General features: G+C 63.5%; 19 protein-coding genes and 1 pseudogene. 14 read left to right on the forward strand and 6 right to left on the reverse strand.

Features of this window, described 5'->3' with window-relative positions:
• Window positions 1-3: 3 nt before the first annotated feature.
• The 3 genes from ACK4OE_RS12670 to serA form a co-directional block, all read right to left on the reverse strand.
• Complete coding sequence (locus ACK4OE_RS12670) at window positions 4-447, reverse strand: HIT family protein (protein WP_409885168.1); 444 nt, start codon at window positions 445-447, stop codon at window positions 4-6.
• Entirely contained in the window at window positions 447-4373 is a 3927-nt protein-coding gene (locus ACK4OE_RS12675; protein WP_409885169.1) for a DUF3683 domain-containing protein, read from the reverse strand. Before ACK4OE_RS12675 ends, ACK4OE_RS12670 begins: the two co-directional genes overlap by 1 nt.
• A gap of 189 nt (window positions 4374-4562) precedes the next feature.
• Window positions 4563-5792 carry a phosphoglycerate dehydrogenase gene (gene serA, locus ACK4OE_RS12680; RefSeq protein ID WP_409885170.1) on the reverse strand — a complete coding sequence of 410 codons (1230 nt, stop codon included), beginning with the start codon at window positions 5790-5792 and terminating at the stop codon, window positions 4563-4565.
• Window positions 5793-6081: 289 nt separating this feature from the next.
• On the opposite strand from serA, the gene ugpB reads away from it, so the two are divergent.
• From ugpB to ACK4OE_RS12715, 7 genes are all read left to right on the forward strand, one after another.
• Entirely contained in the window at window positions 6082-7392 is a 1311-nt protein-coding gene (gene ugpB, locus ACK4OE_RS12685; RefSeq protein ID WP_409885171.1) for a sn-glycerol-3-phosphate ABC transporter substrate-binding protein UgpB, read from the forward strand.
• Window positions 7393-7569: 177 nt separating this feature from the next.
• Complete coding sequence (gene ugpA / locus ACK4OE_RS12690; protein WP_409885172.1) at window positions 7570-8451, forward strand: sn-glycerol-3-phosphate ABC transporter permease UgpA; 882 nt, start codon at window positions 7570-7572, stop codon at window positions 8449-8451.
• Between the two features lies 1 nt (window position 8452).
• Window positions 8453-9304 (forward strand): sn-glycerol-3-phosphate ABC transporter permease UgpE, encoded by an 852-nt coding sequence (ugpE, locus tag ACK4OE_RS12695; RefSeq protein WP_409885173.1) that lies wholly within the window; start codon window positions 8453-8455, stop codon window positions 9302-9304.
• A gap of 61 nt (window positions 9305-9365) precedes the next feature.
• Window positions 9366-10376 carry a sn-glycerol-3-phosphate import ATP-binding protein UgpC gene (locus tag ACK4OE_RS12700; protein ID WP_409885174.1) on the forward strand — a complete coding sequence of 337 codons (1011 nt, stop codon included), beginning with the start codon at window positions 9366-9368 and terminating at the stop codon, window positions 10374-10376.
• Between the two features lie 4 nt (window positions 10377-10380).
• Window positions 10381-10749: a bleomycin resistance protein gene (locus ACK4OE_RS12705; protein WP_409885175.1), complete on the forward strand. Its 369-nt coding sequence runs from the start codon at window positions 10381-10383 to the stop codon at window positions 10747-10749.
• The gene (gene ugpQ, locus ACK4OE_RS12710; RefSeq protein ID WP_409885176.1) at window positions 10746-11510 is read left to right on the forward strand and encodes a glycerophosphodiester phosphodiesterase; all 765 of its coding nucleotides are present in this window, start codon (window positions 10746-10748) and stop codon (window positions 11508-11510) included. Before ACK4OE_RS12705 ends, ugpQ begins: the two co-directional genes overlap by 4 nt.
• 276 nt (window positions 11511-11786) lie before the next feature.
• Window positions 11787-14333: a DUF3772 domain-containing protein gene (locus tag ACK4OE_RS12715; RefSeq protein ID WP_409885187.1), complete on the forward strand. Its 2547-nt coding sequence runs from the start codon at window positions 11787-11789 to the stop codon at window positions 14331-14333.
• Between the two features lie 77 nt (window positions 14334-14410).
• Here the strand turns inward: ACK4OE_RS12715 and ACK4OE_RS12720 are convergent, their stop codons facing one another.
• Window positions 14411-14689 carry a hypothetical protein gene (locus tag ACK4OE_RS12720; protein WP_409885177.1) on the reverse strand — a complete coding sequence of 93 codons (279 nt, stop codon included), beginning with the start codon at window positions 14687-14689 and terminating at the stop codon, window positions 14411-14413.
• A 72-nt stretch (window positions 14690-14761) separates the two neighbouring features.
• On the opposite strand from ACK4OE_RS12720, the gene hemA reads away from it, so the two are divergent.
• The 6 genes from hemA (at window position 14762) to ACK4OE_RS12750 (ending at window position 21248) form a co-directional block, all read left to right on the forward strand.
• The gene (gene hemA / locus ACK4OE_RS12725; RefSeq protein WP_409885178.1) at window positions 14762-16081 is read left to right on the forward strand and encodes a glutamyl-tRNA reductase; all 1320 of its coding nucleotides are present in this window, start codon (window positions 14762-14764) and stop codon (window positions 16079-16081) included.
• Window positions 16082-16193: 112 nt separating this feature from the next.
• The gene (gene prfA / locus ACK4OE_RS12730) at window positions 16194-17282 is read left to right on the forward strand and encodes a peptide chain release factor 1 (protein ID WP_409885179.1); all 1089 of its coding nucleotides are present in this window, start codon (window positions 16194-16196) and stop codon (window positions 17280-17282) included.
• A gap of 73 nt (window positions 17283-17355) precedes the next feature.
• Window positions 17356-18207 (forward strand): peptide chain release factor N(5)-glutamine methyltransferase, encoded by an 852-nt coding sequence (prmC, locus tag ACK4OE_RS12735; protein WP_409885180.1) that lies wholly within the window; start codon window positions 17356-17358, stop codon window positions 18205-18207.
• A 61-nt stretch (window positions 18208-18268) separates the two neighbouring features.
• The gene (gene grxD / locus ACK4OE_RS12740) at window positions 18269-18592 is read left to right on the forward strand and encodes a Grx4 family monothiol glutaredoxin (protein WP_409885181.1); all 324 of its coding nucleotides are present in this window, start codon (window positions 18269-18271) and stop codon (window positions 18590-18592) included.
• 181 nt (window positions 18593-18773) lie between these two features.
• Entirely contained in the window at window positions 18774-19781 is a 1008-nt protein-coding gene (locus ACK4OE_RS12745) for an AAA family ATPase (protein ID WP_409885182.1), read from the forward strand.
• A gap of 114 nt (window positions 19782-19895) precedes the next feature.
• Window positions 19896-21248: a hemolysin family protein gene (locus tag ACK4OE_RS12750; protein ID WP_409885183.1), complete on the forward strand. Its 1353-nt coding sequence runs from the start codon at window positions 19896-19898 to the stop codon at window positions 21246-21248.
• Here ACK4OE_RS12750 and ACK4OE_RS12755 read toward each other — a convergent pair.
• Both ACK4OE_RS12755 and ACK4OE_RS12760 read right to left on the reverse strand, forming a co-directional pair.
• Window positions 21245-21988: a lytic transglycosylase domain-containing protein gene (locus ACK4OE_RS12755; RefSeq protein ID WP_409885184.1), complete on the reverse strand. Its 744-nt coding sequence runs from the start codon at window positions 21986-21988 to the stop codon at window positions 21245-21247. The two genes, ACK4OE_RS12750 and ACK4OE_RS12755, sit on opposite strands and share 4 nt — an antisense overlap.
• Window positions 21985-23727, reverse strand: coding sequence for a proline--tRNA ligase (locus tag ACK4OE_RS12760; RefSeq protein ID WP_409885185.1), 1743 nt, complete (start codon window positions 23725-23727; stop codon window positions 21985-21987). The genes ACK4OE_RS12755 and ACK4OE_RS12760 overlap by 4 nt, the downstream gene beginning before the upstream one ends.
• Before the next feature lie 89 nt (window positions 23728-23816).
• Here ACK4OE_RS12760 and ACK4OE_RS12765 point away from each other — a divergent pair.
• A pseudogene (locus ACK4OE_RS12765) lies at window positions 23817-23890 on the forward strand (RNA pyrophosphohydrolase); the annotation flags it as partial.

Raw genomic sequence — 23890 nt, forward strand, 5'->3', positions numbered from 1 at the left:
GGGTTACCGGGCGGGGCGAGCGGATGCGAGCTTGGACAGTTGCCCCTGCAACGCAACCTCCAGCACTGGCAGCCTGGCCAGGATGGCCGCTTCTTGCGCGGCAGGACTGGGCCGCTGCGCCGCCGCCCAGACGGGCGAGGGAAAATGACTGTCCCGGTCAAACCGCGCAATCACATGCCAGTGCAGGTGCGGCACCATGTTGCCCAGCGCCGCAAGGTTGATTTTGGTGGGCGACAGGTGCTGGCGCAGCGCCTGCTCCACCAGGGTCACCGCCTCCATGCAGTACACGCGGTCCTCGCGCGCGAGGTCGGAGAACTCGGCCACATGCGCGTTCCACACCACGCGGTAAAAGGCTGGAAACCCGGCCTCCTGCGCGCGAATGACGCGCAAGCGCTCTCCGCGCCAGACCAGCACGCCACCGTCTTCAGCGCACAAAGGGCAGCTCATCAAACCAGTACCCGCTCGATGCCGCCGTTATTGGCCTGCTGCACGTATTCGGGCATCCAGTTCTCGCCCAGAATCTCGCGCGCCATCTCGACCACGATGTAGTCGGCTTCGAGCAAACCATTGTTCAGATCGCCTTCGTAGCGGTTCAGGCCCTGCAAACAGCTGGGGCAGCTGGTGAGGATCTTGACGTTGGCCTGCGCATCCACAGCGCCGCTGGCGCGCAACTGAGCCTCACCCTTTCGGATCTCTTCTTCCTTGCGAAAACGCACCTGGGTCGAGATATCGGGCCGCGTGACCCCCAGCGTTCCGGACTCCCCGCAGCAGCGCTCGCTCTTCAAGACCTGCTCGCCCACCAGCGCCTTCACGGTCTTCATCGAGTCCTGCAGCTTCATGGGGTTGTGGCAGGGCTCGTGGTACAGGTACGCGCCCTTGCCCTGCAGGCTCACGCCCTTCTCCAGCAGGTACTCGTGGATGTCGATGATGCGGCTGCCCGGGAAAATCTTATCGAATTCGTAGCCCTGCAGCTGGTCGTAGCAGGTGCCACAGCTCACCACCACGGTCTTGATATCCAGGTAGTTGAGCGTGTTGGCCACGCGGTGGAAGAGCACCCGGTTGTCGGTGATCATCTTCTCGGCCTTGTCGAACTGGCCGCTGCCGCGCTGCGGGTAGCCGCAGCACAGGTACCCCGGTGGCAACACGGTTTGCACACCCGTGTGCCACAACATGGCCTGAGTGGCCAGGCCGACCTGGCTGAACAGGCGCTCCGACCCACAACCGGGGAAGTAAAACACCGCCTCCGTCTCGGCCGTGGTGGCCTTGGGGTTGCGGATGATCGGGACGTAGTCCTTGTCCTCGATGTCGAGCAGCGCACGCGCCGTCTTCTTGGGCAGGCCACCGGGAAGCTTCTTGTTGATGAAGTGGATCACCTGCTCCTTGATGGGCGCCGTGCCCACCGTGGCTGGCGGCTTGGTCGTCTGCTTGCGGCCCACCTTGCGCAACAGGTCCACGGCGAGGCGCTGGGCCTTGAAGCCCACGTCCACCATGGCCGAACGCATGAACTTGATGGTGTCCGGGTTGGTGGCGTTGAGCATGGTCATGGCCAGCGCGTTGCCGGGGCGGAAGGTCTTCTTACCCATCTTGCGCAACAGGTTGCGCATGTTCATGGTGACGTCGCCGAAGTCGATCTTCACCGGGCAGGGGCTCTCGCACTTGTGGCACACCGTGCAGTGGTCGGCAACGTCTTCAAACTCTTGCCAATGCTTGATGCTCACGCCCCGGCGGGTCTGCTCTTCGTACAAAAATGCCTCGACCAGCAGTGAGGTGGCCAGGATCTTGTTGCGCGGGCTGTACAGCAGGTTGGCGCGCGGCACATGGGTGGCACACACGGGCTTGCACTTGCCGCAGCGCAGGCAGTCCTTGACCGAATCGGCAATGGCGCCGATGTCGCTCTGCTGCATGATGAGCGACTCATGCCCCATCAGGCCGAAGCTGGGGGTGTACGCATTGGTAAGGTCGGCATGCAAGGTGGGTTTGGACGACAGATTTGAAGCCAAATTGGCCTCTAGCGCTTGTCCATCAAGCGCCGGAAGCTCCTGATTTCGGAGCAACTTGCCCTTGTTGAAGCGCCCTTCCGGGTCAACCCTGCGCTTGTATTCTGCAAACGGGCGCAGCTCTTCGTCGGTCAAAAACTCCAGCTTGGTGATGCCAATGCCGTGTTCGCCAGAGATCACGCCGTCCAGGCTGCGCGCCAGCACCATGATCCGCGCCACCGCCTCGTGTGCGGTCTGCAGCATTTCGTAGTCGTCGCTGTTGACGGGCAGGTTGGTATGCACGTTGCCGTCGCCGGCATGCATGTGCAGCGCCACCCACACGCGGCCCTTGAGCACGCGTTTGTGGATGGCTACCGCCTCGTCCAGAATGGGCTTGAACGCCGCGCCGGTGAAGATGCCCTGCAGCGGCGCACGCAACTGGGTCTTCCAGCTGGCACGCAGTGTGTGGTCTTGCAACTGGGGGAACAGCGTGTCCACATCGTGCAGCCAGCCCTGCCACAGGGCACGCACCTCTTCCACCAGGGCAATGGCGCGATCCACACGCTCTTGCAGCAGTTCGGGCGAGGGCACCTCGTCATCGGCGTCGTGTTTGCCCAGAGGCAGGTTTCCACGCTCAAAGAACTCGGTCAGTGCATCGCACAGCTTGATCTTGTTGCGAAGGCTCAGCTCGATGTTGATGCGCTCGATCCCGTCGGTGTACTCGGCCATGCGCGGCAGCGGGATCACCACGTCTTCGTTGATCTTGAAGGCGTTGGTGTGGCGGCTGATGGCCGCAGTCTTCTTGCGGTCGGCCCAGAACTTCTTGCGTGCCTCGGCCGTGATGGCAATGAAGCCTTCGCCGCTGCGGGTGTTGGCCAGGCGCACGACCTCACTGGTCACGCGGGCCACGTCGTCGGCGTTGTCGCCCGCAATGTCACCAATCAGCACCATCTTGGGCAGGCCACCGTTGCCCTTCTTGCTTTTGGTGGCGTAGCCCACGGCCTTCAGGTAGCGGTCGTCCAGGTGCTCCAGCCCCGCCAGCAACACGCCACTGCGCTTTTGCTCGGCGAACATGAAGTCCTTGATTTCCACGATGGAAGGCACGGCGTCCTTGGCGTTGCCGAAGAACTCCATGCACACCGTGCGCGTGTGCTCGGGCATGCGGTGCACCACCCAGCGCGAGCTGGTGATGAGGCCGTCACAGCCTTCCTTTTGAATGCCCGGCAGACCCGCCAGGAACTTATCGGTCACGTCCTTGCCCAGGCCTTCCTTGCGGAAGGTTTTGCCGGGAATCGCCAGGCGCTCCGTGCGCACGGGCGTCTTGCCGTCGGCTTCGAAATACTGCAGCTCGAAAGTGGCGACCTCCACGTCATGGATCTTGCCCATGTTGTGGTCTAGGCGGGTCACTTCCAGCCACTGGGCGTCGGGCGTGACCATGCGCCAGCTGGCCAGGTTGTCGAGCGCCGTGCCCCACAGCACGGCCTTTTTTCCCCCCGCATTCATGGCGATGTTGCCGCCAATGCAGCTGGCTTCGGCGCTGGTCGGGTCCACCGCAAACACAAAACCGGCGCGCTCGGCCGCATCGGCCACGCGCTGGGTTACCACACCGGCTTCGGTCCACACGGTGCCCACTTCGTGGTCCATGCCCGGCAGACGGCGCATTTCCACCTCGGTCATGGCTTCGAGCTTTTCGGTGTTGATGACCACGCTCTTCCATGTCAGCGGAATGGCGCCGCCGGTGTAGCCGGTGCCGCCCCCCCGCGGGATGATGGTCAGGCCCAGCTCGATACAGCCTTTGACCAGGCCTGCCATCTCGACTTCGGTGTCGGGCGTGAGCACCACAAATGGGTACTCGACGCGCCAGTCGGTCGCATCGGTCACGTGGCTCACGCGCGAGAGGCCGTCGAACTTGATGTTGTCCTTGGCCGTCAGGCGGCCCAGCGTCTTCTGGATCTGGCGGCGCAGCTGCGCGGCCTGCTCGAAGGTGGCGTTGAACTCGGCCACGGCGCGGCGCGCGGCCACCACCAGCTCACCCACCAGGCGGTCGCGCTCGGCGTCGTCGGCAGGGGTGCGGCGTTTTTCGATCTCGCCCAGGCGGTGCTGCAGGGCATCGACGAGCAGCTTGCGGCGGTTGGGGTTGTCCAGCAGGTCGTCCTGCAGGTAGGGGTTGCGCTGCACCACCCAGATGTCGCCCAACACCTCATACAACATGCGGGCAGATCGGCCGGTGCGGCGCTCTTTGCGCAACTGGTCCAGCACGTCCCAGGATTCAGAGCCCAGCAGACGGATCACGATCTCCCGGTCGGAGAACGAGGTGTAGTTATAGGGAATCTCGCGCAGACGGACAGGCTCGGCAGCCTGCGTCTGCAGGGCAGCCAACGCAATCGGAACATTCATGGGATCAACCTGGGTGGGCGGGGGCGCCCTTGTGCCTTGGGGTCAGAATTTTATGCCACCGCCTCCGGGCACGCCGCCCAGCCCTGTGCGAGGCGGCTGCCCGGACAGCGATAAACACAGAATTTTAAGAAAAAACAGCCCGCAGCGCTTGTCCAGAAAGCGCTACCAGCTATCCTTATAGGAGCAACCTCAGAACAGCACGCGGCTGCGCAGCGTGCCAGTGACCTTGGCCAGCTTGTCCAGCGCCATGTCCGACGATGCGGCGTCGATGTCAATCACGACGTAGCCGATCTTCTCGTTGGTCTGCAGGTACTGCGCCGAGATGTTGATCTGATTGTCCGAAAAAATGCGGTTGATCTCCGACAGCACGCCCGGCACGTTGCGGTGGATGTGCAGCAGGCGGTGCTTGCCGGGGTGGGCGGGCAACGCCACTTCGGGGAAGTTGACCGACGAAGTGCTGGTGCCGTTGTCGCTGTACTTCACCAGTTTTTCGGCCACTTCGAGGCCAATATTGGCCTGCGCCTCCATGGTGGAGCCGCCAACGTGCGGGGTCAGAATGACGTTGTCCAACCCGCGCAGGGGCGACCGGAACTCGTCTTTGTTGGTGCGTGGCTCCACCGGAAAAACGTCAATGGCCGCGCCCAGCAGCTTTTTGGCTTTGAGCGCATCTGCCAGGGCGTCGATATCCACCACCGTGCCGCGCGCAGCGTTGATAAGGATGCCGCCGGGTTTCATGGCGGCAATCTCAGCCGCACCGATCATTCCCTCGGTGGACTGCAACTCGGGCACGTGCAGGCTCACGATGTCGCTCTGGCCCAACAGGTCGTGCAGGTGCTGCACTTGGCGTGCATTGCCCAGCGGCAGCTTGTTGACCACATCAAAAAACGCCACGTGCATGCCCAGCGCCTCGGCCAGCACCGACAGCTGCGTGCCGATGGAGCCATAGCCCACGATGCCGAGGGTCTTGCCACGGATCTCGTAGGCGTTGTCGGCCGACTTGAGCCAGCCGCCCCGGTGCGCCACCGCGTTCTTTTCGGGGATGCCGCGCAGCAGCAAGATGGCTTCGGCCAGCACCAGTTCGGCCACGGAGCGGGTGTTGGAGTACGGCGCGTTGAACACCGCAATGCCACGCTCTCGCGCCGCGTTCAGGTCCACCTGGTTGGTGCCGATGCAAAAGCAACCCACCGCCGCCAGCTTGTGCGCCTGGGCAAACACCTCTTCGGTCAACTGCGTGCGCGAGCGGATACCGACGAAGTGCACGTCCGCAATCTTGCGCTTGAGTTCTTCGTCCGGCAGTGCGCCAGAGACTGTCTCGATCTGGGTGTAACCCGATCCCCGAATCACATCCACGGCAGAGGGGTGAATGCCCTCCAGCAACAAAAATTTGATCTTGTTCTTGTCCAGTGAATTGGTGGTCATGGCAGTCGAAGTTTGGTGAAAAAATGAAACGCTGTTACAACTGGCACAGCACGGGCCGTTGGCTCCGTAGCAGTATGCGCAAGCATGGTGCATCGCACAAAACCTTGCTGCACTCGGCAAATGGCTGCACAGTTGTCACAAAAGAGTCACAATCGCACCCCTTGCAGGCACCCCACGGGGTTTCCCCGGTTGTTACAGCCGGGGTGCCATGCGACAACGACACACTACTGTCACATGGGCTGCCTAGCATCCGGCCTTTGTGCATTTCGTCATCCTTGGAGGAACATTCATGCAAGTTAAGCATCTGGCAGTTTCCGCTGCCATCGCCCTGTCATTCACTGCGCCGGTTCAGGCGCAGCAAGTCGAGATTCAGTGGTGGCATTCCATGAGCTCTGCTCTGGGCGATTGGGTCAATGACCTGGCCAAGCAGTACAACGCCAGCCAGACCAAGTACAAGGTCGTGCCTACTTACAAGGGCACGTATGACGAATCGATGACAGGCGCCATCGCCGCCTTCCGCGCCGGCAACGCGCCACACATCCTGCAAGTGTTTGAAGTGGGCACAGCCACCATGATGGCCAGCAAGGGCGCTATCGTGCCGGCAGCCAAGGTGCTGAACGACGGCGGCTTCAAGTTCACCCCTTCGGAATACGTGTCGGCCGTGGCCGGTTACTACACCGCCCCCAACGGCCAGATGCTGAGCTACCCGCTCAACAGCTCCACCACGATCTTCTACTACAACAAGGACGCCTTCAAGAAGGCGGGCCTCGACGCTGACAAGCCACCAAAGACCTGGCCTGAAGTGTTTGCTGCTGCCTCCAAGCTCAAGGCCAGCGGCCACAGCTGCCCGTTCACCACCAGCTGGATCAGCTGGACGCAGCTCGAAAGCTTCTCGCTGTGGCACAACACGCTGTTCGCGACCAAGAACAACGGTTTTGACGGCAACGACGCCCAGCTGCAGGTTAACTCGCCGCTGCACGTGCGCCACTTCGACAACCTGGCCAAGGCTTCCAAGGAAGGCAGCTTTGTTTACAAGGGTCGCGGCAACGCTGCAGACGCATCGTTCCCATCGGGTGAATGCGCCATGATCACGGGCTCGTCAGGCCTGTACGCCCGCGTGTCCAAAGAAGCCAAGTTCGCTTACGGCATCTCCACCCTGCCCTACTACGCTGACGTGCAAGGCGCCCCCCAGAACACTGCCATTGGTGGTGCCAGCCTGTGGGTGATGTCCGGCAAGAAGGCCGAAGAGTACAAGGGCGTGGCCGACTTCCTGAACTTCCTGAACGATTCCAAGGTTCAGGCCGCCAGCCACCAGCGCACTGGCTACCTGCCTGTGACCATGGGCGCCTACAAGCTGACCGAAGCGTCGGGCTTCTATGAAAAGAACCCTGGTACCGACGTCGCTGTGACGCAGATGATCAAGAAGGCCACCGACAAGTCGCGCGGCATCCGTCTGGGCAACTTCGTGCAAGTGCGTTCCATCATTGACGAAGAAACCGAACAAATCTGGGCCGGCAAGAAGACTGCCAAGGAAGCCCTGGACACCGCAGTGACCCGCGGTAACGAGCAACTGGCCCGCTTCGCACGCGCCAACAAGTAAGTTCTGACCAGCGTCTGTTGATACTGCTCAGGCCTCCGGGCCTGGTGGTATCTCAAGCCCGCCGCCCCCGTAAACCATTCGGTTTGCTGGGGCGGCGGGTTGTCTTTTTGGCCGCCGGGCCTTTTCCCGGCTTTCCTGGGCACATGTAAGTGCACAACACGCTCTAAGAGTCTGGACATGGAAAAACGCGTTCTTTTTCGCTCTGCATGGCTGCCGTGGGTGCTTCTCGCACCCCAGCTGGTCATCATCAGCGTCTTCTTTTTCTGGCCTGCAGGCCAGGCACTGGTGCAGTCGTTCCAGATGCAGGACACCTTCGGCTTCTCAAAGGAATGGGTCGGCTTTGACAACTTCAAAGCACTTTTCTCTGACCCCGGCTACCTTGCATCGTTCAAGACGACCGCCTTTTTCTCGATCCTCGTGGCCGTCAGCGGTATCAGCCTGTCGCTGATGCTGGCGATTTTTGCCGACCGCATCATCAAAGGCGCACTGGTTTACAAAACCGCTCTGCTGCTGCCCTATGCCGTAGCCCCTGCGGTGGCCGGTGTGCTGTGGATGTTCATGTTTTCGCCCTCCCTTGGAGTGGTGGCTTACATGCTGCGGCAGTCGGGTTTTGACTGGAACCACATGCTCAACTCCGACCACGCTATGGCGCTGATCGTGATCGCAGCCGTGTGGAAGCAGATCTCCTACAACTTCCTGTTTTTCCTGGCGGGCCTGCAGTCCATCCCAAAGTCGCTCATCGAAGCTGCGGCTATCGACGGCGCAGGACCCTGGCGCCGGTTCTGGAGCATCCAGTTCCCGCTGCTGTCGCCCACCACGTTCTTCCTGCTGGTGATCAACGTGGTGTATGCGTTTTTTGACACCTTCGCCATCGTGGACGCCACCACCCAGGGCGGCCCGGGCCGCGACACGGCGATCCTGGTTTACAAGGTCTATCACGACGGCTTCAAGGCCATGGACATGGGCGGGTCGGCGGCGCAATCGGTGGTGCTGATGGCGATCGTGGTTGTTCTCACGGTCATCCAGTTCCGCTACGTAGAAAAGAAAGTGCAGTACTGAAATGGTTGAACGCAGTCCCTATCTCACCGCGTTCTCGCACCTGATCATGGTGCTGGGCGTAATCATCGTCGGCTTCCCGCTGTACCTCGCGTTTGTAGCCTCCACGCACACCGCGCAGGACATCGTGCAGGCGCCCATGCCCATGCTGCCGGGCAGCAACTTCTGGCAGACCTACCACGACACGCTGTTTGGCGGCGGCGCGGGTGCGGGCTCTACCGCGCCGGTCTCTCGCATGATGTGGGTGAGCTTTGTCACCGCCATCGTCATCACCGTGGGCAAGATCGCGATCTCGCTGCTGTCGGCGTTTGCCATCGTGTACTTCCGCTTCCCGTTCAAGGGCATCTGCTTTTGGCTGATTTTCATCACGCTGATGCTGCCGGTGGAAGTGCGCATCGGGCCCACGTATGAAGTGGTGTCCAACCTGGGCATGCTCAACACCTATGCGGGCCTCACGGTGCCGCTGATCGCATCGGCCACCGCCACCTTCCTGTTCCGCCAGTTCTTTCTGACGGTGCCGGATGAACTGGTGGAAGCGGCCCGCGTGGACGGCGCCGGCCCCATGCGCTTTTTCAAAGACATTCTGGTGCCGCTGTCGCGCACGTCCATTGCGGCGCTGTTCGTGATTCAGTTCATCTACGGCTGGAACCAGTACCTGTGGCCGCTGCTGGTGACCACCTCGGAAGACATGTACCCCGTGGTGATCGGCATCAAACGCATGATTGCCGGTGGTGATTCGGGCAACGAATGGAACATCGTGATGGCCACGGCCCTCTTGGCCATGCTGCCGCCCGCCCTCGTCGTGGTGCTCATGCAGCGCTGGTTCGTCAAGGGCCTGGTAGACACCGAGAAATAAGATCAAAACCCCTTCTAGCGCTTATCCAATAAGCGCTAGCAGCTATCAAATTAATTGCATCATGGCATCCATCTCTCTTCGCAATATCGTCAAGCGCTACGGCGTCGGTCCCAAGGCCAACCAGGTCATCCACGGCGTCAATGCCGAGGTCAAGGACGGTGAGTTCGTCGTCATCGTCGGCCCCTCGGGCTGCGGCAAGTCCACCCTGCTGCGCATGGTGGCGGGCCTGGAAGAAATCTCGGGCGGTGAACTGCGCATTGGCGACCGCGTGGTGAACGACCTGGAACCCGCCCAGCGCGACATCGCGATGGTGTTCCAGAACTACGCGCTGTACCCGCACATGTCGAACTTCGACAACATGGCCTATGGCCTGAAGATCGCCAAGGTCCCGAAGGAAGAAATCAAGGCGCGCGTGGACAAGGCCGCCAAGATTCTGGAACTGGGCCACCTGCTGGAGCGCAAGCCGCGCGAACTGTCCGGCGGCCAGCGCCAGCGCGTGGCCATGGGCCGCGCCATCGTGCGCCAGCCCCAAGTGTTTTTGTTTGACGAGCCGCTGTCCAACCTGGACGCCAAGCTGCGCGCCCAGACCCGCCTCGAAATCCAGAAGCTGCACCGCGAACTGGGCATCACCAGCCTGTTTGTGACGCACGACCAGGTCGAGGCCATGACCCTGGCCGAACGCATGATCGTGATGAACGCGGGCAATATGGAACAGTTCGGCACGCCCGAAGAGGTCTACCACACGCCTGCCACGACGTTTGTGGCCAGCTTCATCGGCTCGCCGCCCATGAACCTGCTCAAGAACGCGCCAAGCGCCGCACCCGGCACCATTCTGGGTATTCGCCCGGAGCATCTGGACGTGCGCAGCGAAGGCTGGGAAGTCAAGGTTGAAACCGTGGAACTGCTGGGCGCCGAACGCCTGATCTACGGCCGCATCAACGGCGAACAACTCATCGTGCGCGTCGAAGAAGGCACCCACGCACCGGCACCGGACAGCGTGATCCACGTGGTGCCCCGCCCCGACCGCCTGCACGCGTTCGACGCCACCACGGGCAAACGCATCGCTGCCTGACCCCATGCAGCCAAGGCCGGGCACCAGCAACGGGATCGGGGTTCAGGCCACCGTCCCGGTGCTGGCGTCTTTGAACCTCGCAGAAACCCTGCGGTTCTACACCGCACGCCTGGGCTTTGCCGCGCTGCTGGAGATGGACAACTACCTGATCTTGCAGCGCGACGGCTGCGAACTGCATTTCTGGCCTTGCAATGATCGCCACATTGCCGAAAACACCTCGTGCTATGTGCGCGGCGATACCGCAGCGCTGCACGCCGACTTCACGGCGCGCGGCCTGCAGCTGGCTCCCCCAATAGTCCAGCCCTGGGGCATGAAAGAGATGTTTGTCATCGACCCCCATGGCAACCTGCTGAAATTTGGTGAACCCGCATGAGCGCACCCTCGCCCACCCTCGCCCCCTGGCCCTACCCCCGCTGGATCGCCCACCGTGGCGCAGGCAAGCTGGCCCCTGAAAACACCCTGGCCGCCTTTCGCCTGGGCGCGCAACATGGCTACCGCATGTTCGAATGCGACGCCAAACTGAGTGCCGACGGCGTACCGTTTCTGATGCACGACGCAACCCTGCAGCGCACCACCAACGGCCGTGGCACGGGCGGCGACCTGCCCTGGAGCGACCTTGCCCAGCTGGACGCTGGCGCCTGGCATTCGCGCAGCTATGCAGGCGAGCCACTGCCCACGCTGGCTAACGTGGCGCGTTACTGCATTGCCAACGGGTTCTTTCTGAACATCGAAATCAAACCGACACCGGGCACCGAAGCCGAGACAGGCCGTGTGGTGGCCGCCCATGCGGCGCGGCTGTGGCACGGCCAGCCGGTGCCACCGCTGCTCACCTCGTTCCAGCCCGCCGCACTGGCCGGTGCGCGCGACAGCGCCCCGTATTTGCCGCGCGGCCTGCTGCTCGACACGCTGACCGAGGGCTGGCTAGACACGGCCTTGCAACTGGGCTGCGTGGCCGTCGTGTGCAACCACGCGCTCTGGTCGACAGACACCGTGGGGATGGTGCATGGCGCCGGTCTGCGCACGCTGAGCTACACCGTCAACGACGACTGGGCCGCGCAGCGGCTCATCGACCTGGGCACGGACGGGATCATTACCGACCGGGTGGATTTGTTCAGCCCAGCCTCTGCGGCCTGACAGACCATGACGCGGGGTCGCCAGGCCCCGGGTCCTGCGCGGCATAACCACAAAAAATCAACCCCAAGCGGTCCCGCACAGCCCGAGTGGCATGGCCCCCAAAGACACCTCGCCGAGGCAGCGCCTCTTCAGCGGGTCTGCAGCGCACAGCACAATAGGCGCATGAGCCAGCTTCCCATGCGCATCGCACCCGTTCTGCGGCGCAGCCATCTCCCCCATTTCCCTCACTCCCCCGCACGCTTGGCCCTCAGCCGCGCATTCCTGCTGCGCACAGTGATGTGGCTGGCTTTCGCCTTCTGCCTCGGTGCAATGGGCACGCAAGCGCTGGCGCAAGCCAGGCCCGCCACAGCCCCAGCATCGACCGCGGCAGCAACCGCGAACCTGCCCAAACCGGAGGCGCCGCCACCGGGCGTGGACGATCTGCGCAAACAGCTCGATGCTATCCCGCAAAAACTGGGCGTAGACGATGACGGGCGCAAGCTGCTCAACGACGTCAATGCCATCGGCAGCGCCGCCGAGCAACTGGCCGCCCGCCGCACCGAAGAGCTGGCAGACCTGGACTTGCGCCTGGCAGGCCTGGGCCCCGCGCCCGAAAAAGGGACGGCGCCGGATGCCCCTGACGTTGCCGAGCAACGCTCCAACCTCGGCAAGCAGCGCGCGGCGGTGGATGCAGAACTCAAGCTGGCGCGCCTGATCGCGGTGGACGCCGAGCAGCGCGGTACCGACCTGATTCGCCAGCGCCGCGAGCAATTTCAGACCGCGCTCACCACGCGCATCGACTCGCCCTTGAGCGGCAGTTTCTGGCGAAATCTGCGCAACGCCTTGCCCGGCGACACCGCGCGCCTGCAAGCGCTGGGGCGTGACTTGGAGCGGGCCGCCAGCGCCGCCATGCAACCGGGCCACCGCGGCGCGGCCATCACCAGCCTGGTGGCGGCCTTGTTGCTGGCAGTGGCAGGGACTTGGCTGGCCGGACGCCTGCTGGTGCGCCTGGTGCCCGCCAAGCTGCCGACAGGGCGGTTGCGCAGGTCGCTGCTGGCCTCGGCATCGGTACTGATCTATGTGCTGCTGATCGGCCTGGCTGCGCAGCTGGCCTGGAGCGGGCTGGAAGTGGGCGGCCCGCTCAACGACAACCTCCAGGCACTCGCCCAGGCCACCGTACGGCTTGCCGTTTTCTCGGCCTTTGTGATCGGACTGGGCCATGCCCTGCTGTCACGCAAACGCAGCTCGTGGCGCTTGCCGGGCCTGTCGGACGACCTGGCCAAGCGCCTGAGCCCCTACCCCTGGTGGGTCGCCATCCTGGCGTCGCTGAGCGGGCTGATCACCGAGGTGAACAGCATCGTCGGCGCCAGCCTGGCGGCAGAAGTGTCTGTGCATGCCGTCACCGCACTGGCGATGGCCACCCTCGTCGCGTGCGCGCTGCGCCAGCTGCGCACGCCCGTCGCGGCGCCTACCAAAGACACGCCCGTCAAAGAAACGCCCACCGACAGCGCAGCGGACGACAGCAAAAACGACGCTGGCACCGCTTCAGACGCCGCAGGCTTGTCCGAACGCCCCGTCTGGGTCGGCCTGCTCGTGGCCTGCGCGGGCATTGCCATCGTGGCCACCGTGCTCATGGTCGCCTTCGGTTTTGTGGCGCTGGCGGGCACGCTCACGCGGCAGATGCTGTGGACCGGTGTGGTGTTTGCCACCACGTACCTGCTGTTCCAGCTGGTGGATGACCTGTGCGAGGCGCTGATTTCATCGCGCGGCGGCTTTGGCGAACGCCTGCACAAGGGGCTGGGCATCGACGCCAAGCTGCTGGACCAAGCCTCGGTGCTGGGCTCGGGCGTGCTGCGGGTGGCGCTGTTCTTCTACATGGTGATTGCACTGCTGGCACCGTTTGGCACGGGCCCGGACGAGGTCTTTCGCCGCGGCAGCAGCATGGACCAGAGCCTCAAGATCGGCGACCTCACGCTGGCCCCGCAGGCGCTGCTCACGGCGCTGGCGGTGCTGGTGGCAGGGCTCCTCCTGATCCGCGTGCTCAAACGCTGGCTGGTGGAGAGCTACCTTCCCAACACGTCGATGGAGCCAGGCATGCGCAGCTCCATCGTCACGCTGCTGGGCTATGTGGGCGGCGTCATGGTGGTGGCCGCAGCGCTGGCGGGCCTGGGCATCAGCGTGGAGCGCATTGCCTGGGTGGCCAGTGCGCTGTCGGTGGGTATCGGCTTTGGGTTGCAGGCCATCGTGCAGAACTTCATCTCGGGCCTGATCTTGCTGGCAGAGCGGCCCGTGAAGGTGGGCGACTGGGTGGTGCTGGGCACCACCGAAGGCGACGTGCGCCGCGTGAACGTGCGCGCCACCGAGATCCAGCTGGGCGACCGCTCCACCGTCATCGTGCCCAACTCGGAGTTCATCACCAAGACCGTGCGCAACATGACGCTGGCCGGAGCCCCCGGGCGCGTGCTGCTGCGCCTGCCCGCGCCGCTGGACGTGGACGCCAAGCGCATGCGCGACCTGATCCTGGCGGCCTTCACCGAGCACGAAGGCATTCTGGACACCCCCGCACCTGTCGTGCAGCTGGAAGACATCGTGAGCGGCACGCTTACCTTCCTGGCCATCGGCTACGTGAGCAACCCGCGCAATGCAGGCGGGGTCAAGAGTGACCTGCTCTTTGCCATCCTCGAATCGCTGCGCAGCGCGGGTCTGGCGCTGTCGCCACCAGCGTCGACCAGCGTGGCCCCGTTCACGCCTGCGCTGGCAACCGATGGGGCCACCGGGTTGCCGACGGTCAGCGTGCCCCAACCCCAGGCAAGCTCGGGCGACACCCGCCCGGCGGCAGGCTGAGAAACCTGTTCACCGGCCGATGACGACTGGGCCGGTGGAGCGCCACACGGCTTGCGTTTTGCTGGCGCGAACAGCCCTCAGCTGCGCCAGCCGCGCACCAAAACCCACTGGCAGGTGGCGCAGGCCAGCACCAGTGCAGCGTATGTCAGCATCTTGCCGTCACGCCCCAACACCACCAGGCCCGCGGCCAGCACGGCAACACCGACTACAAAAACAATAGCTGCTCGCGCCCACCAGGCAAGCGCTACGGGTGTTTTTGATCCAAAAATACGTCCCGACAACGCCAGCAGCAACGCCATGGCAGCGGCGGGTGCCACAAAGTTGAGCAGGTGGTTAAAAGCGTCCCAAGGACCCATGGAATTGACCCAAATCAAGGCTTGAACAAGCAACGCTGCCGGTCCGGTCCAACAATTTTATAATCCGGGACTATGGCAGTCTGGGCCCTCGGCATCAACCACACCACCGCTCCGCTCGATCTGCGTGGCCGGTTCGCGTTCGCGCTCGACCAGATTGCCCCTACGTTGCACGGTTTGCGCCAGTCGCTGGGCGACTCTGGCAGCGGAGCCAGCCGCCATCCCGGGGTAGAGACCGCCATCATCTCCACCTGCAACCGCACCGAAATTTACTGCGCTGGCGAGCAGGCTGCCATGGACCACACGCTGGGCTGGCTGGCCCACAGCGGCGGGGTCAGCACCTCGCTGCTGCGCTCGCACTCCTACACCCTGGAAGACAGCCTTGTGGCCCGCCATGCGTTCCGCGTGGCCAGCGGGCTCGATTCGATGGTGCTGGGCGAGGCGCAGATTCTGGGCCAGATGAAAGACGCGGTGCGCGCAGCCGAAACGGCGGGCGTGCTGGGCACCACGCTCAACCAGCTGTTCCAGCGCAGTTTTGCCGTGGCCAAAGAGGTTCGCAGCAGCACCGAGATCGGCGCCCACAGCATCAGCATGGCAGCGGCCGCAGTGCGCCTGGCCAGCCAGTTGTTTGAAGACCTCGGCGAGATCAAGGTGCTGTTTGTGGGCGCGGGCGAAATGATCGAGCTGTGCGCCACGCACTTTGCCGCCAAGAACCCCAAAGCCATCGCCATTGCCAACCGCACACTGGAGCGCGGCGAAAAACTCGCCACCCGCTTTGGCGGCGAGGTGATGCGCCTGGCCGACCTGCCCGAGCGGCTGCACGAGTTCGACGCCGTCATCAGCTGCACCGCCAGCAGCTTGCCCATCATCGGCCTGGGCGCTGTGGAGCGTGCGCTGAAGAAGCGCCGCAACCGCCCCATGTTCATGGTCGACCTGGCCGTGCCGCGCGACATCGAGCCCGAAGTGAAGGCCCTGCGCGACGTGTACCTGTACACCGTGGACGACCTGGCCGGCGTGGTGCAGACCGCGCAGGCCAACCGCCAGGCCGCTGTGGCGCAGGCCGAAGCCATCATCGACGCAGGCGTGCAAAGCTTCATGCACTGGATGGACCTGCGCAGCCCCGTGGGTGAGTCTGGCGCGGTCGTTCCGCTGATTCAGCAGCTAAACGCCCAGACCGACGAATGGCGCGCGCTGGAGATCGCCCGCGCCAAGAAGCTGCTGGCCAAGGGCGAAGACCTGGACGCGGTGCTCGAAGCCCTATCGCGCGGCCTGACCCAGAAGATGCTGCACGGCACGATGGCCGAGCTGCGTGCGGGCGATGCCGACATGCGTGCGCAGACGGCACAAACGGTGTCACGCTTGTTCCTGCGCTCGCAAAGCAAAAACAGCCTGTAGCGGCGCTCACTGGCAGCCCGCCTCTCGGCTTTTAGAGCCAAATTGGCCCCTAGCGCTTATCCATCAAGCGCTAACAGCTACAAACTCAGTAGCAAAACCCCAACCTCTTCGCATGAAACCCTTTCTCAGAAACCAGCTGGAGCGCTATGCGCAGCGCTTGGGCGAACTCGACTTTCTGCTCTCGCGCGAGGACATCATGAGCGACATGGCGCAGTACCGGCGCATCTCCGTCGAACATGCTGAGGTCACGCAAATCGCCGGCCGCTACACGCGCTACCAGCAGCGCGAGGCCGACCTGGCCGGTGCGCGCGAGATGCTGGCCGACCCCGACATGGCGGAGATGGCGCAGGAAGAAATCACCGGCGCCGAGGCCGAGTTGCTGCAGCTCGAAGACGAACTGCAGCGCCTGCTGCTGCCCAAAGACCCTGACGACGCGCGCAATGCCTTCATGGAAATCCGCGCCGGCACGGGCGGGGACGAATCGGCCCTGTTTGCAGGCGACCTGGCCCGCATGTACATGCGCTACGCCGACCGCGTGGGCTGGAAAGTGGAGATCGTCAGCGAAAACGCAGCCGAGCTGGGCGGTTACAAGGAAATCGTGCTGCGCGTGGAAGGTGACAACGTTTACGGCCATCTCAAATTCGAATCTGGCGGCCACCGTGTGCAGCGCGTGCCCACCACCGAGACGCAAGGCCGCATCCACACCAGCGCCTGCACCGTGGCGGTGATGCCCGAACCCGACGAGCACGAGGCCATCAAGCTCAACCCGGCCGACCTGCGCATCGACACCTTCCGCGCATCGGGTGCGGGCGGCCAGCACATCAACAAGACCGATTCGGCCGTGCGCGTGGTGCACTTGCCCACCGGCATCGTCGCCGAGTGCCAGGACGGCCGCAGCCAGCACGCCAACAAGGCCAAGGCCCTGCAAGTGCTGCAGGCGCGCATTCAAGAAAAGGACCGCAGCGAGCGCGCCGCCAAAGAGGCCGCGCTGCGCAAGGGCCTGATCGGCAGCGGCGACCGCAGCGACCGCATCCGCACCTACAACTTCCCGCAGGGGCGCCTGACGGACCACCGCATCAACCTCACGCTGTACAAACTGCTGTACGTGATGGAAGGCGACCTGGGTGACGTGCTGCAGGCGCTGGCGCATGCCCGCGAGGCCGAGCAGCTGGAAGAGCTGGAGATGGGCACCACGGGCTGATCACCAACTAGAATATGAATCAAATTGGCCTCTAGCGCTTATCAATCAAGCGCCAGCAGCTATTAAATTTATAGTGACCAACACATCCCCCACCCTGGCCCAGGCACTGAACCAGGCCCGCACCCTGGGCCTGGAACGCATCGACGCGCAAATGCTGCTGCTGCACGCCCTGGCCCGCCCCGATGCGGGCCGCGCCTGGCTGCTGGCGCATGACACCGATGCGCTGGATGCAGCCATGCACAGCCAGTTCATCGCCCTGTGCCAGCGCCGTGCGGCGGGCGAGCCCGTGGCCTACCTCACCGGGCGCAAGGAGTTCTACGGACTGCCGCTGCACATTGACGACCGCGTGCTGGATCCGCGCCCTGACACGGAAACGCTGGTGGACTGGGCGCTGGAGGTGCTGGCACCGCTGCCATCCCCCCGGGTCGTTGACCTCGGCACAGGCAGCGGCGCCATTGCGCTGGCGTTGCAGCATCAACGCCCCACCGCCCAAGTGCTGGCGGTGGACGCCAGCGCCGACGCCTTGGGCGTGGCGCAAGCCAACGCCCAGCGGCTGGGACTGGCGGTGAAGTTTCAACACACCAGCTGGCTGACCGGGGTAGCAGGACTGTTCGACGCCATCGTCTCCAACCCACCCTACATCGCCAGCACCGACCCCCATCTGGCCGCGCTCACCCACGAGCCCCTGCAGGCCCTGGCCAGCGGCGCCGACGGGCTGGAAGACATCCGCACCATCGTGACCCAGGCGACCGCACACCTCAAGCCTGGCGGCTGGCTGCTGCTAGAACATGGCTACGACCAGGCCAAGGCGGTCCAGGCCTTGTTGCTGGCGCAGGGTTTTGCCACGGTACGAAGCCGCAATGACCTCGCGAGCATTGCGCGTTGTACAGGAGGCCAGTGGCAGACGGCGCAGACAGTGAAATAATCCACCCCATCCCACCCCGGTGGCGGCATTGCCCGCCCAGACCCCTTTTCAGGAGCATCCCATGAGCGACCCCCAACAACGCATCGACGCCCTCGTCAAGTCCAGCGACGTTCTGCTGTTCATGAAGGGCAACGCCAGCTTCCCCATGTGCGGTTTTTCGGGCCGCGCCATCCAGATCCTGAAGGCCTGCGGCGTGGACCCCAAAGCGGTGGTCACCGTCAACGTGCTCGAAGACGAAGAAATTCGCCAGGGCATCAAGGAATACAGCAACTGGCCCACCATTCCACAACTGTATGTGAAGGGCGAGTTCATCGGCGGCTCGGACATCATGATGGAGATGTACGAGTCCGGCGAACTCAAGCAAGTTCTGGGCACCGAGGGCTGATCCTTAGAGCCCTCTCGCATCGCACACAGGCCGCCTTCGGGCGGCTTTTGTTTTTCTGGTGGTTTTGGGCAGGTTTTGCGTGCCCGCAACAGAGGCACCAATCAGGGGCTTATCCGATGCTGCAGCGGGCATGTTGTGTGCTTGAATGATTGCGTGACCTCACATCACGAAGGAGCATGCAATGATCAGCCATAGCCTTGTTCCCCAGCCACCCGCCCTGCGTCTGCCGGTGGCCCAGATGCGCAATGTGTTCCAGCCCGGTGACGTCGAGCGCAAGCTCGCACGGCTGCAGGAGTCTGGCAACCAGCGCGAATACGAAACCCTGCGCACGGTCTACGAACGCATGCTGGAGCGTGGCCCCGAGCGCTTTCAGGTCAAGCCGTCGGGCATCCCCGACATGGCCAGCCTGTACGAGCAGTTGCCCAACTTCACCGAGGTGCTGGACGACATCAAGCGCCACGTCGCCCTGGCGCAGGACAGCAGCGATGGCCTGGAGGTCACGCCCATGCTGCTGCTGGGCCCGCCCGGCATTGGCAAGACCCACTTTGCGCGCCATCTGGCCGAGCTGCTGGGCACGGGCATGAACCTGCTGCCGATGAGTTCGATGACTGCAGGCTGGCTGCTGTCGGGCTCGTCGGCGCAATGGAAGGGCGCACGGCCGGGCAAGGTGTTCGAAGCGTTGGTGGAGGGGGAATACGCCAATCCTGTCATCGTGGTAGACGAAATTGACAAGGCCAGCAGCGATGCGCAGTACGACCCGCTGGGTGCGCTGTACAGCCTGCTTGAATACGACACGGCACAGTGCTTTACCGACGAGTTTGCCGAGGTGGCGATCGATGCCAGCCAGGTCATCTGGATCACCACCGCGAACGACAGCCGGGGCATTCCAGACCCCATCCTCAACCGCATGAACGTGTTTGAGGTGGAGGCCCCGTCGATGGAGCAGGCGCGCACTATTGCGCGCAACCTGTACCAGAGCATTCGGGCAGGGCACGACTGGGGACGGCTGCTGGACCCTGAGCCACTCGATGACGTACTGGATCACCTGGCCCACATGCCGCCGCGCGAGATGCGACGTGCGCTGATGACGGGTTTTGGCAATGCTCGGCTGGACCGGCGCTCCACGGTGGAGATTGCAGACCTGCCCAGGGCGGCATCAGGGCGCGGCCGCATCGGCTTTGTGCAGTAGCCAACCCAAGGCAGGCGGAGCCGCTGAACGGGCGCGGCCCCGGTGTCTAATCCAGGGCGCACAGATACACTTGGAGGGTCCGCGAGGCACAGCCCGTGCTCTGCTACACCTTCCATGACCCTGTCCCAAAGCCTCTTTGTCATCGCGCTGCTGATCGCAACCAGCGCTTTTTTCTCCATGGCGGAGATTTCGCTGGCGGCCGCACGCCGCCTGCGCTTGCGGCAGATGGCCGACGAGGGCGATGCGCGCGCCGACATCGCGCTGCGCATGCAGGAGCAACCGGGCGATTACTTCACCGTCGTGCAGGTGGGGCAAAACGCGGTAGCGATTTTGGGCGGTATCGTGGGGGAAGGGGCGCTGAGCCCGCATTTCACCGAGCTGGCCGGGTTGTGGCTTTCAGAATCATCTGCCCAGACGGCCGGGTTTCTGGCCTCGTTCCTGATCATCACGTCGCTGTTCATTCTTTTCTCAGACCTGTTCCCCAAGCGGCTGGGCATGGCCAACCCCGAGCTTTTGGTGGTGCGGCTGGCGCAGCCCATGGCGTGGTGCACGGCTGTGCTGCGGCCGGTGGTGTGGTTTTATAGCCGCGGGGCAGACCTGCTCTTCAGGGCGCTAGGGCTCTCGTCCTTGCGGGATGACCGCATCACTTCGGATGACATCCTGGCGATGATGGAAGCGGGCGCACGCGCCGGTGTGCTGGCCGCGCGAGAGCAGCAGGTCATTACCAATGTGTTTGAGCTGGACACCCGCATGGTGTCCAGCGCCATGTCGCCGCGTGACCGCGTGGCGTTTTTCTTGCGGGACGACCCCGACTCGGTCATCCGGCTGCGCATTGCGGCCGAGCCGTTTTCAACGTACCCGGTGTGCGAGGGCGACATCGACCATGTGGTGGGCTATGTGGATGCCAAGGATCTGTTCCAGCGCGTGCTGAACAACCAGCCCATCTCGCTGGCCGACGACAGCCTGGTGCGCAAGGTGTTGATCGTGCCCGACCGGCTGACTCTGTCAGAGGTGCTGGAGCAGTTTCGGCAAGTGCACGAAGATTTCGCAGTGATCGTCAACGAGTACAGCCTGGTAGTCGGCGTGGTCACGCTGAACGACGTGATGAGCACGGTGATGGGCGACTTGGTCATGGGCCCGGCCGATGAAGAACAGATCGTTCGGCGCGATGAGAACTCATGGCTGATCGACGGCGTGACGCCGGTGCAGGACGTGCTGCACGCCCTGTCACTGGACGAACTGCCGCACCCCGACGAATACGAAACCCTGGCGGGCTTCTTGATGGTAATGCTGCGGCGCGTGCCCCGCCGCACCGACAGTGTGAGCTGGGGGGGCTACAAGTTTGAGGTGCTGGATGTGGACAGCTACCGCATCGACCAGGTCATGGTGTCGCGCCTGAGTGTGCCCGGCAGTGACGCAATCAACGCCCCCCTGACGAAGGTCGAGAGCTCTGCCGCTGCGAACTAAGACGCGGTGGTTGCGACTAGAGGGTCGGGGGCAGCGGGCGTTGGCAAAAGCTGGGGCTTCTCGGCGAAGGCCCAGTTACGCTGCGCAGCAAACACGGCATTCGGGTACGGCGGTTTGCCGCGGCTGCCGTTGTACCGGCCCAGCGCCATGAACAGGTCGCCCCGCTCACGGTCAATGTAGTGACGCAAGATCACGCAGCCAAAGCGCAGATTGGTCTGCATATGAAACAGCTTGCCCGGGTCGCCATCGCCAATCACCCGCGTCCAGAACGGCATGACCTGCATGTAGCCCCGGGCACCCACGCTGGACACCGCGAATTTTCGGAACGCGCTTTCGACCTGGATCAGGCCCATCACCAGAGACACATCCAGCCCGGCGCGCTTGGACTCGTACCACACGGTCTGCAGAAAATCACGCCGCACTTCCCATTCGGGCTTGCGCCGACGCAACCGGTCGCTTTGTGTGCCCAGCCAGCGCAGGTAGTGCAGACGGGCTTCGGTGGTGAAAAACTCTGGCTCGGGTGGAGCCTGGTTGGCCACCGCGGAACTGAGCGCGGTGCGCACGGAGTCCATCAAGGGTTCCTCCAGCTGACCTCCTGCATGCGCCACCGGCGGCGCAGCCAGCCACGCGGCGGGCGCCGCCAGTGACGAGAGCGACGCAATGGCAGCGCGCCGCGACAAACCCAAGCCACGGGTTGTGATCACGTCGGCAGAGGCAATAGTGGATGCGCGGAAACTCATACAGCCATGCGGCCCTTCACATGGGCCAAGATATCGGTGGTGGCCACCTTGGTGGCCGCGGAGTCACGACGGTGCTGGTACTCCACGACGCCTTCTTTGAGGCTCTTGTCGCCTATCGTCACGCGGTGCGGCACGCCGATCAGTTCCCAATCGGCAAACATGGCGCCAGGCCGCTCGCCGCGGTCGTCCAGGATCACGTCCACACCCGCAGCCAGCAGGTCGGCATATAGCGATTCGGCCGTGGCCTTGACGGCCTCGCTGCGGTCCATGCCCACGGGGCAGATGACCACGGTGAACGGCGCAATCGCGTCGGGCCAGATGATGCCGCGCTCGTCATGGTTTTGCTCAATGGCAGCAGCAGGCAGGCGGGTGACGCCGATGCCGTAGCAGCCCATTTCAAAAAACGCGGGACGCCCATCGTCGCCGAGAAACGTGGCGTTCATGTCCTTGCTGTACTTGGTGCCGAGGTAGAAAACATGGCCCACTTCGATGCCGCGCTCAATCGCCAGTTCCCCCTTGCCGTCGGGCGAGCGATCCCCCGCCACCACATTGCGCAGGTCGGCCACCGCGTCAGGCTCGGGCAGGTCGCGGCCCCAGTTCACGCCGGTGATGTGGAAGTCCACCTCATTGGCGCCGCAGATCCAGTCGGCCATCAGCGCAACTTCGCGGTCGGCAACGATCTTGAGGGGCTTCTTGAGCCCGATGGGGCCCAGGTAGCCGGGCTTGCAACCAAAGTGTTCTTCGATTTCAGAGAGCGTGGCAAACCGGAACCCGGCCAAGCCCGGCACCTTGCCAGCTTTGATCTCGTTCATGTCATGGTCGCCACGCAGCAACAGCAGCCAGACCTGACTTTTGACGATTTCGCCCGCTTCGTTGGTTTCGTCCGTGGCCAGCACCAAAGACTTGACCGTGGTGTTGAGTGGCACGCCCAGCAACTCGGCCACATCGGCGCAGGTGCTCTTGCCAGGGGTGGCTGTCTTGGTCATCGGCTGCGTGGCAGCGCCCCGCACGCCGACGGGAGCCAGCGCCTCGGCCTTTTCCATGTTGGCGGCGTATTCGCTCTCTGGGCAGTAGACGATGGCGTCTTCGCCCGTGGCGGCAATCACCTGGAACTCTTCCGAGAGGTCACCACCAATGGCGCCGCTGTCGGCCGCTACCGCGCGGTAAGTCAGGCCGAAGCGGTCAAAAATACGGCGGTAGGCTTGCGCCATGACCTGGTAGCTGGCCTTGGCGGCCGCCTGGTCGCGGTCAAAGCTGTAAGCGTCCTTCATGATGAACTCACGGCCACGCATCAGGCCAAAACGTGGACGGCGCTCGTCGCGGAACTTGGTCTGGATCTGGTAAAAGTTCTTCGGCAGCTGCTTGTAGCTCTTGAGCTCCTGGCGCGCGATGTCAGTGATCACTTCTTCGCTGGTGGGCTGCACCACGAAGTCACGGCCGTGGCGGTCCTGGATGCGCAGCAGCTCGGGGCCCATCTTGTCGAAACGACCCGTTTCCTGCCATAGCTCAGCCGGCTGCACCACGGGCATGGTCAACTCCACAGCACCCGCACGGTTCATTTCCTCGCGCACGATGGCTTCCACCTTGCGGATCACCCGCAGGCCCATCGGCATGTAGTTGTAGATGCCTGCGCCCAGCTTCTTGATCAGCCCCGCCCGCGTCATGAGTTTGTGACTGACCACTTCGGCATCGGCCGGAGCTTCCTTGAGGGTGGAAATAAAGAATTGGGAGGCTTTCATCGGACTCGATTTCGGGCAGAACAGACCAGCCCACTTGCCGCACGCTAGGCGCCGTGCATAATGGACACAGTTTAAAAATTTGGGGTTTGATTATGCTTGACCGGGACGGCTTTCGGCCGAACGTCGGCATCATCCTGCTCAACCAGAAAAACCAGGTGTTCTG

The organism is Acidovorax sp. (assembly GCF_046314175.1).
In the GTDB taxonomy this organism is placed as follows: domain Bacteria; phylum Pseudomonadota; class Gammaproteobacteria; order Burkholderiales; family Burkholderiaceae_C; genus Acidovorax.

Bases quoted from the DNA above. Each gene is read 5' to 3' on its own strand.
- ACK4OE_RS12670 (WP_409885168.1), bottom strand. From the start codon at position 447: ATGAGCTGCCCTTTGTGCGCTGAAGACGGTGGCGTGCTGGTCTGGCGC.
- ACK4OE_RS12675 (WP_409885169.1), bottom strand. From the start codon at position 4,373: ATGAATGTTCCGATTGCGTTGGCTGCCCTGCAGACGCAGGCTGCCGAG.
- serA (WP_409885170.1), bottom strand. From the start codon at position 5,792: ATGACCACCAATTCACTGGACAAGAACAAGATCAAATTTTTGTTGCTG.
- ugpB (WP_409885171.1), top strand. From the start codon at position 6,082: ATGCAAGTTAAGCATCTGGCAGTTTCCGCTGCCATCGCCCTGTCATTC.
- ugpA (WP_409885172.1), top strand. From the start codon at position 7,570: ATGGAAAAACGCGTTCTTTTTCGCTCTGCATGGCTGCCGTGGGTGCTT.
- ugpE (WP_409885173.1), top strand. From the start codon at position 8,453: ATGGTTGAACGCAGTCCCTATCTCACCGCGTTCTCGCACCTGATCATG.
- ACK4OE_RS12700 (WP_409885174.1), top strand. From the start codon at position 9,366: ATGGCATCCATCTCTCTTCGCAATATCGTCAAGCGCTACGGCGTCGGT.
- ACK4OE_RS12705 (WP_409885175.1), top strand. From the start codon at position 10,381: ATGCAGCCAAGGCCGGGCACCAGCAACGGGATCGGGGTTCAGGCCACC.
- ugpQ (WP_409885176.1), top strand. From the start codon at position 10,746: ATGAGCGCACCCTCGCCCACCCTCGCCCCCTGGCCCTACCCCCGCTGG.
- ACK4OE_RS12715 (WP_409885187.1), top strand. From the start codon at position 11,787: ATGTGGCTGGCTTTCGCCTTCTGCCTCGGTGCAATGGGCACGCAAGCG.
- ACK4OE_RS12720 (WP_409885177.1), bottom strand. From the start codon at position 14,689: ATGGGTCCTTGGGACGCTTTTAACCACCTGCTCAACTTTGTGGCACCC.
- hemA (WP_409885178.1), top strand. From the start codon at position 14,762: ATGGCAGTCTGGGCCCTCGGCATCAACCACACCACCGCTCCGCTCGAT.
- prfA (WP_409885179.1), top strand. From the start codon at position 16,194: ATGAAACCCTTTCTCAGAAACCAGCTGGAGCGCTATGCGCAGCGCTTG.
- grxD (WP_409885181.1), top strand. From the start codon at position 18,269: ATGAGCGACCCCCAACAACGCATCGACGCCCTCGTCAAGTCCAGCGAC.
- ACK4OE_RS12745 (WP_409885182.1), top strand. From the start codon at position 18,774: ATGATCAGCCATAGCCTTGTTCCCCAGCCACCCGCCCTGCGTCTGCCG.
- ACK4OE_RS12750 (WP_409885183.1), top strand. From the start codon at position 19,896: ATGACCCTGTCCCAAAGCCTCTTTGTCATCGCGCTGCTGATCGCAACC.
- ACK4OE_RS12755 (WP_409885184.1), bottom strand. From the start codon at position 21,988: ATGAGTTTCCGCGCATCCACTATTGCCTCTGCCGACGTGATCACAACC.
- ACK4OE_RS12760 (WP_409885185.1), bottom strand. From the start codon at position 23,727: ATGAAAGCCTCCCAATTCTTTATTTCCACCCTCAAGGAAGCTCCGGCC.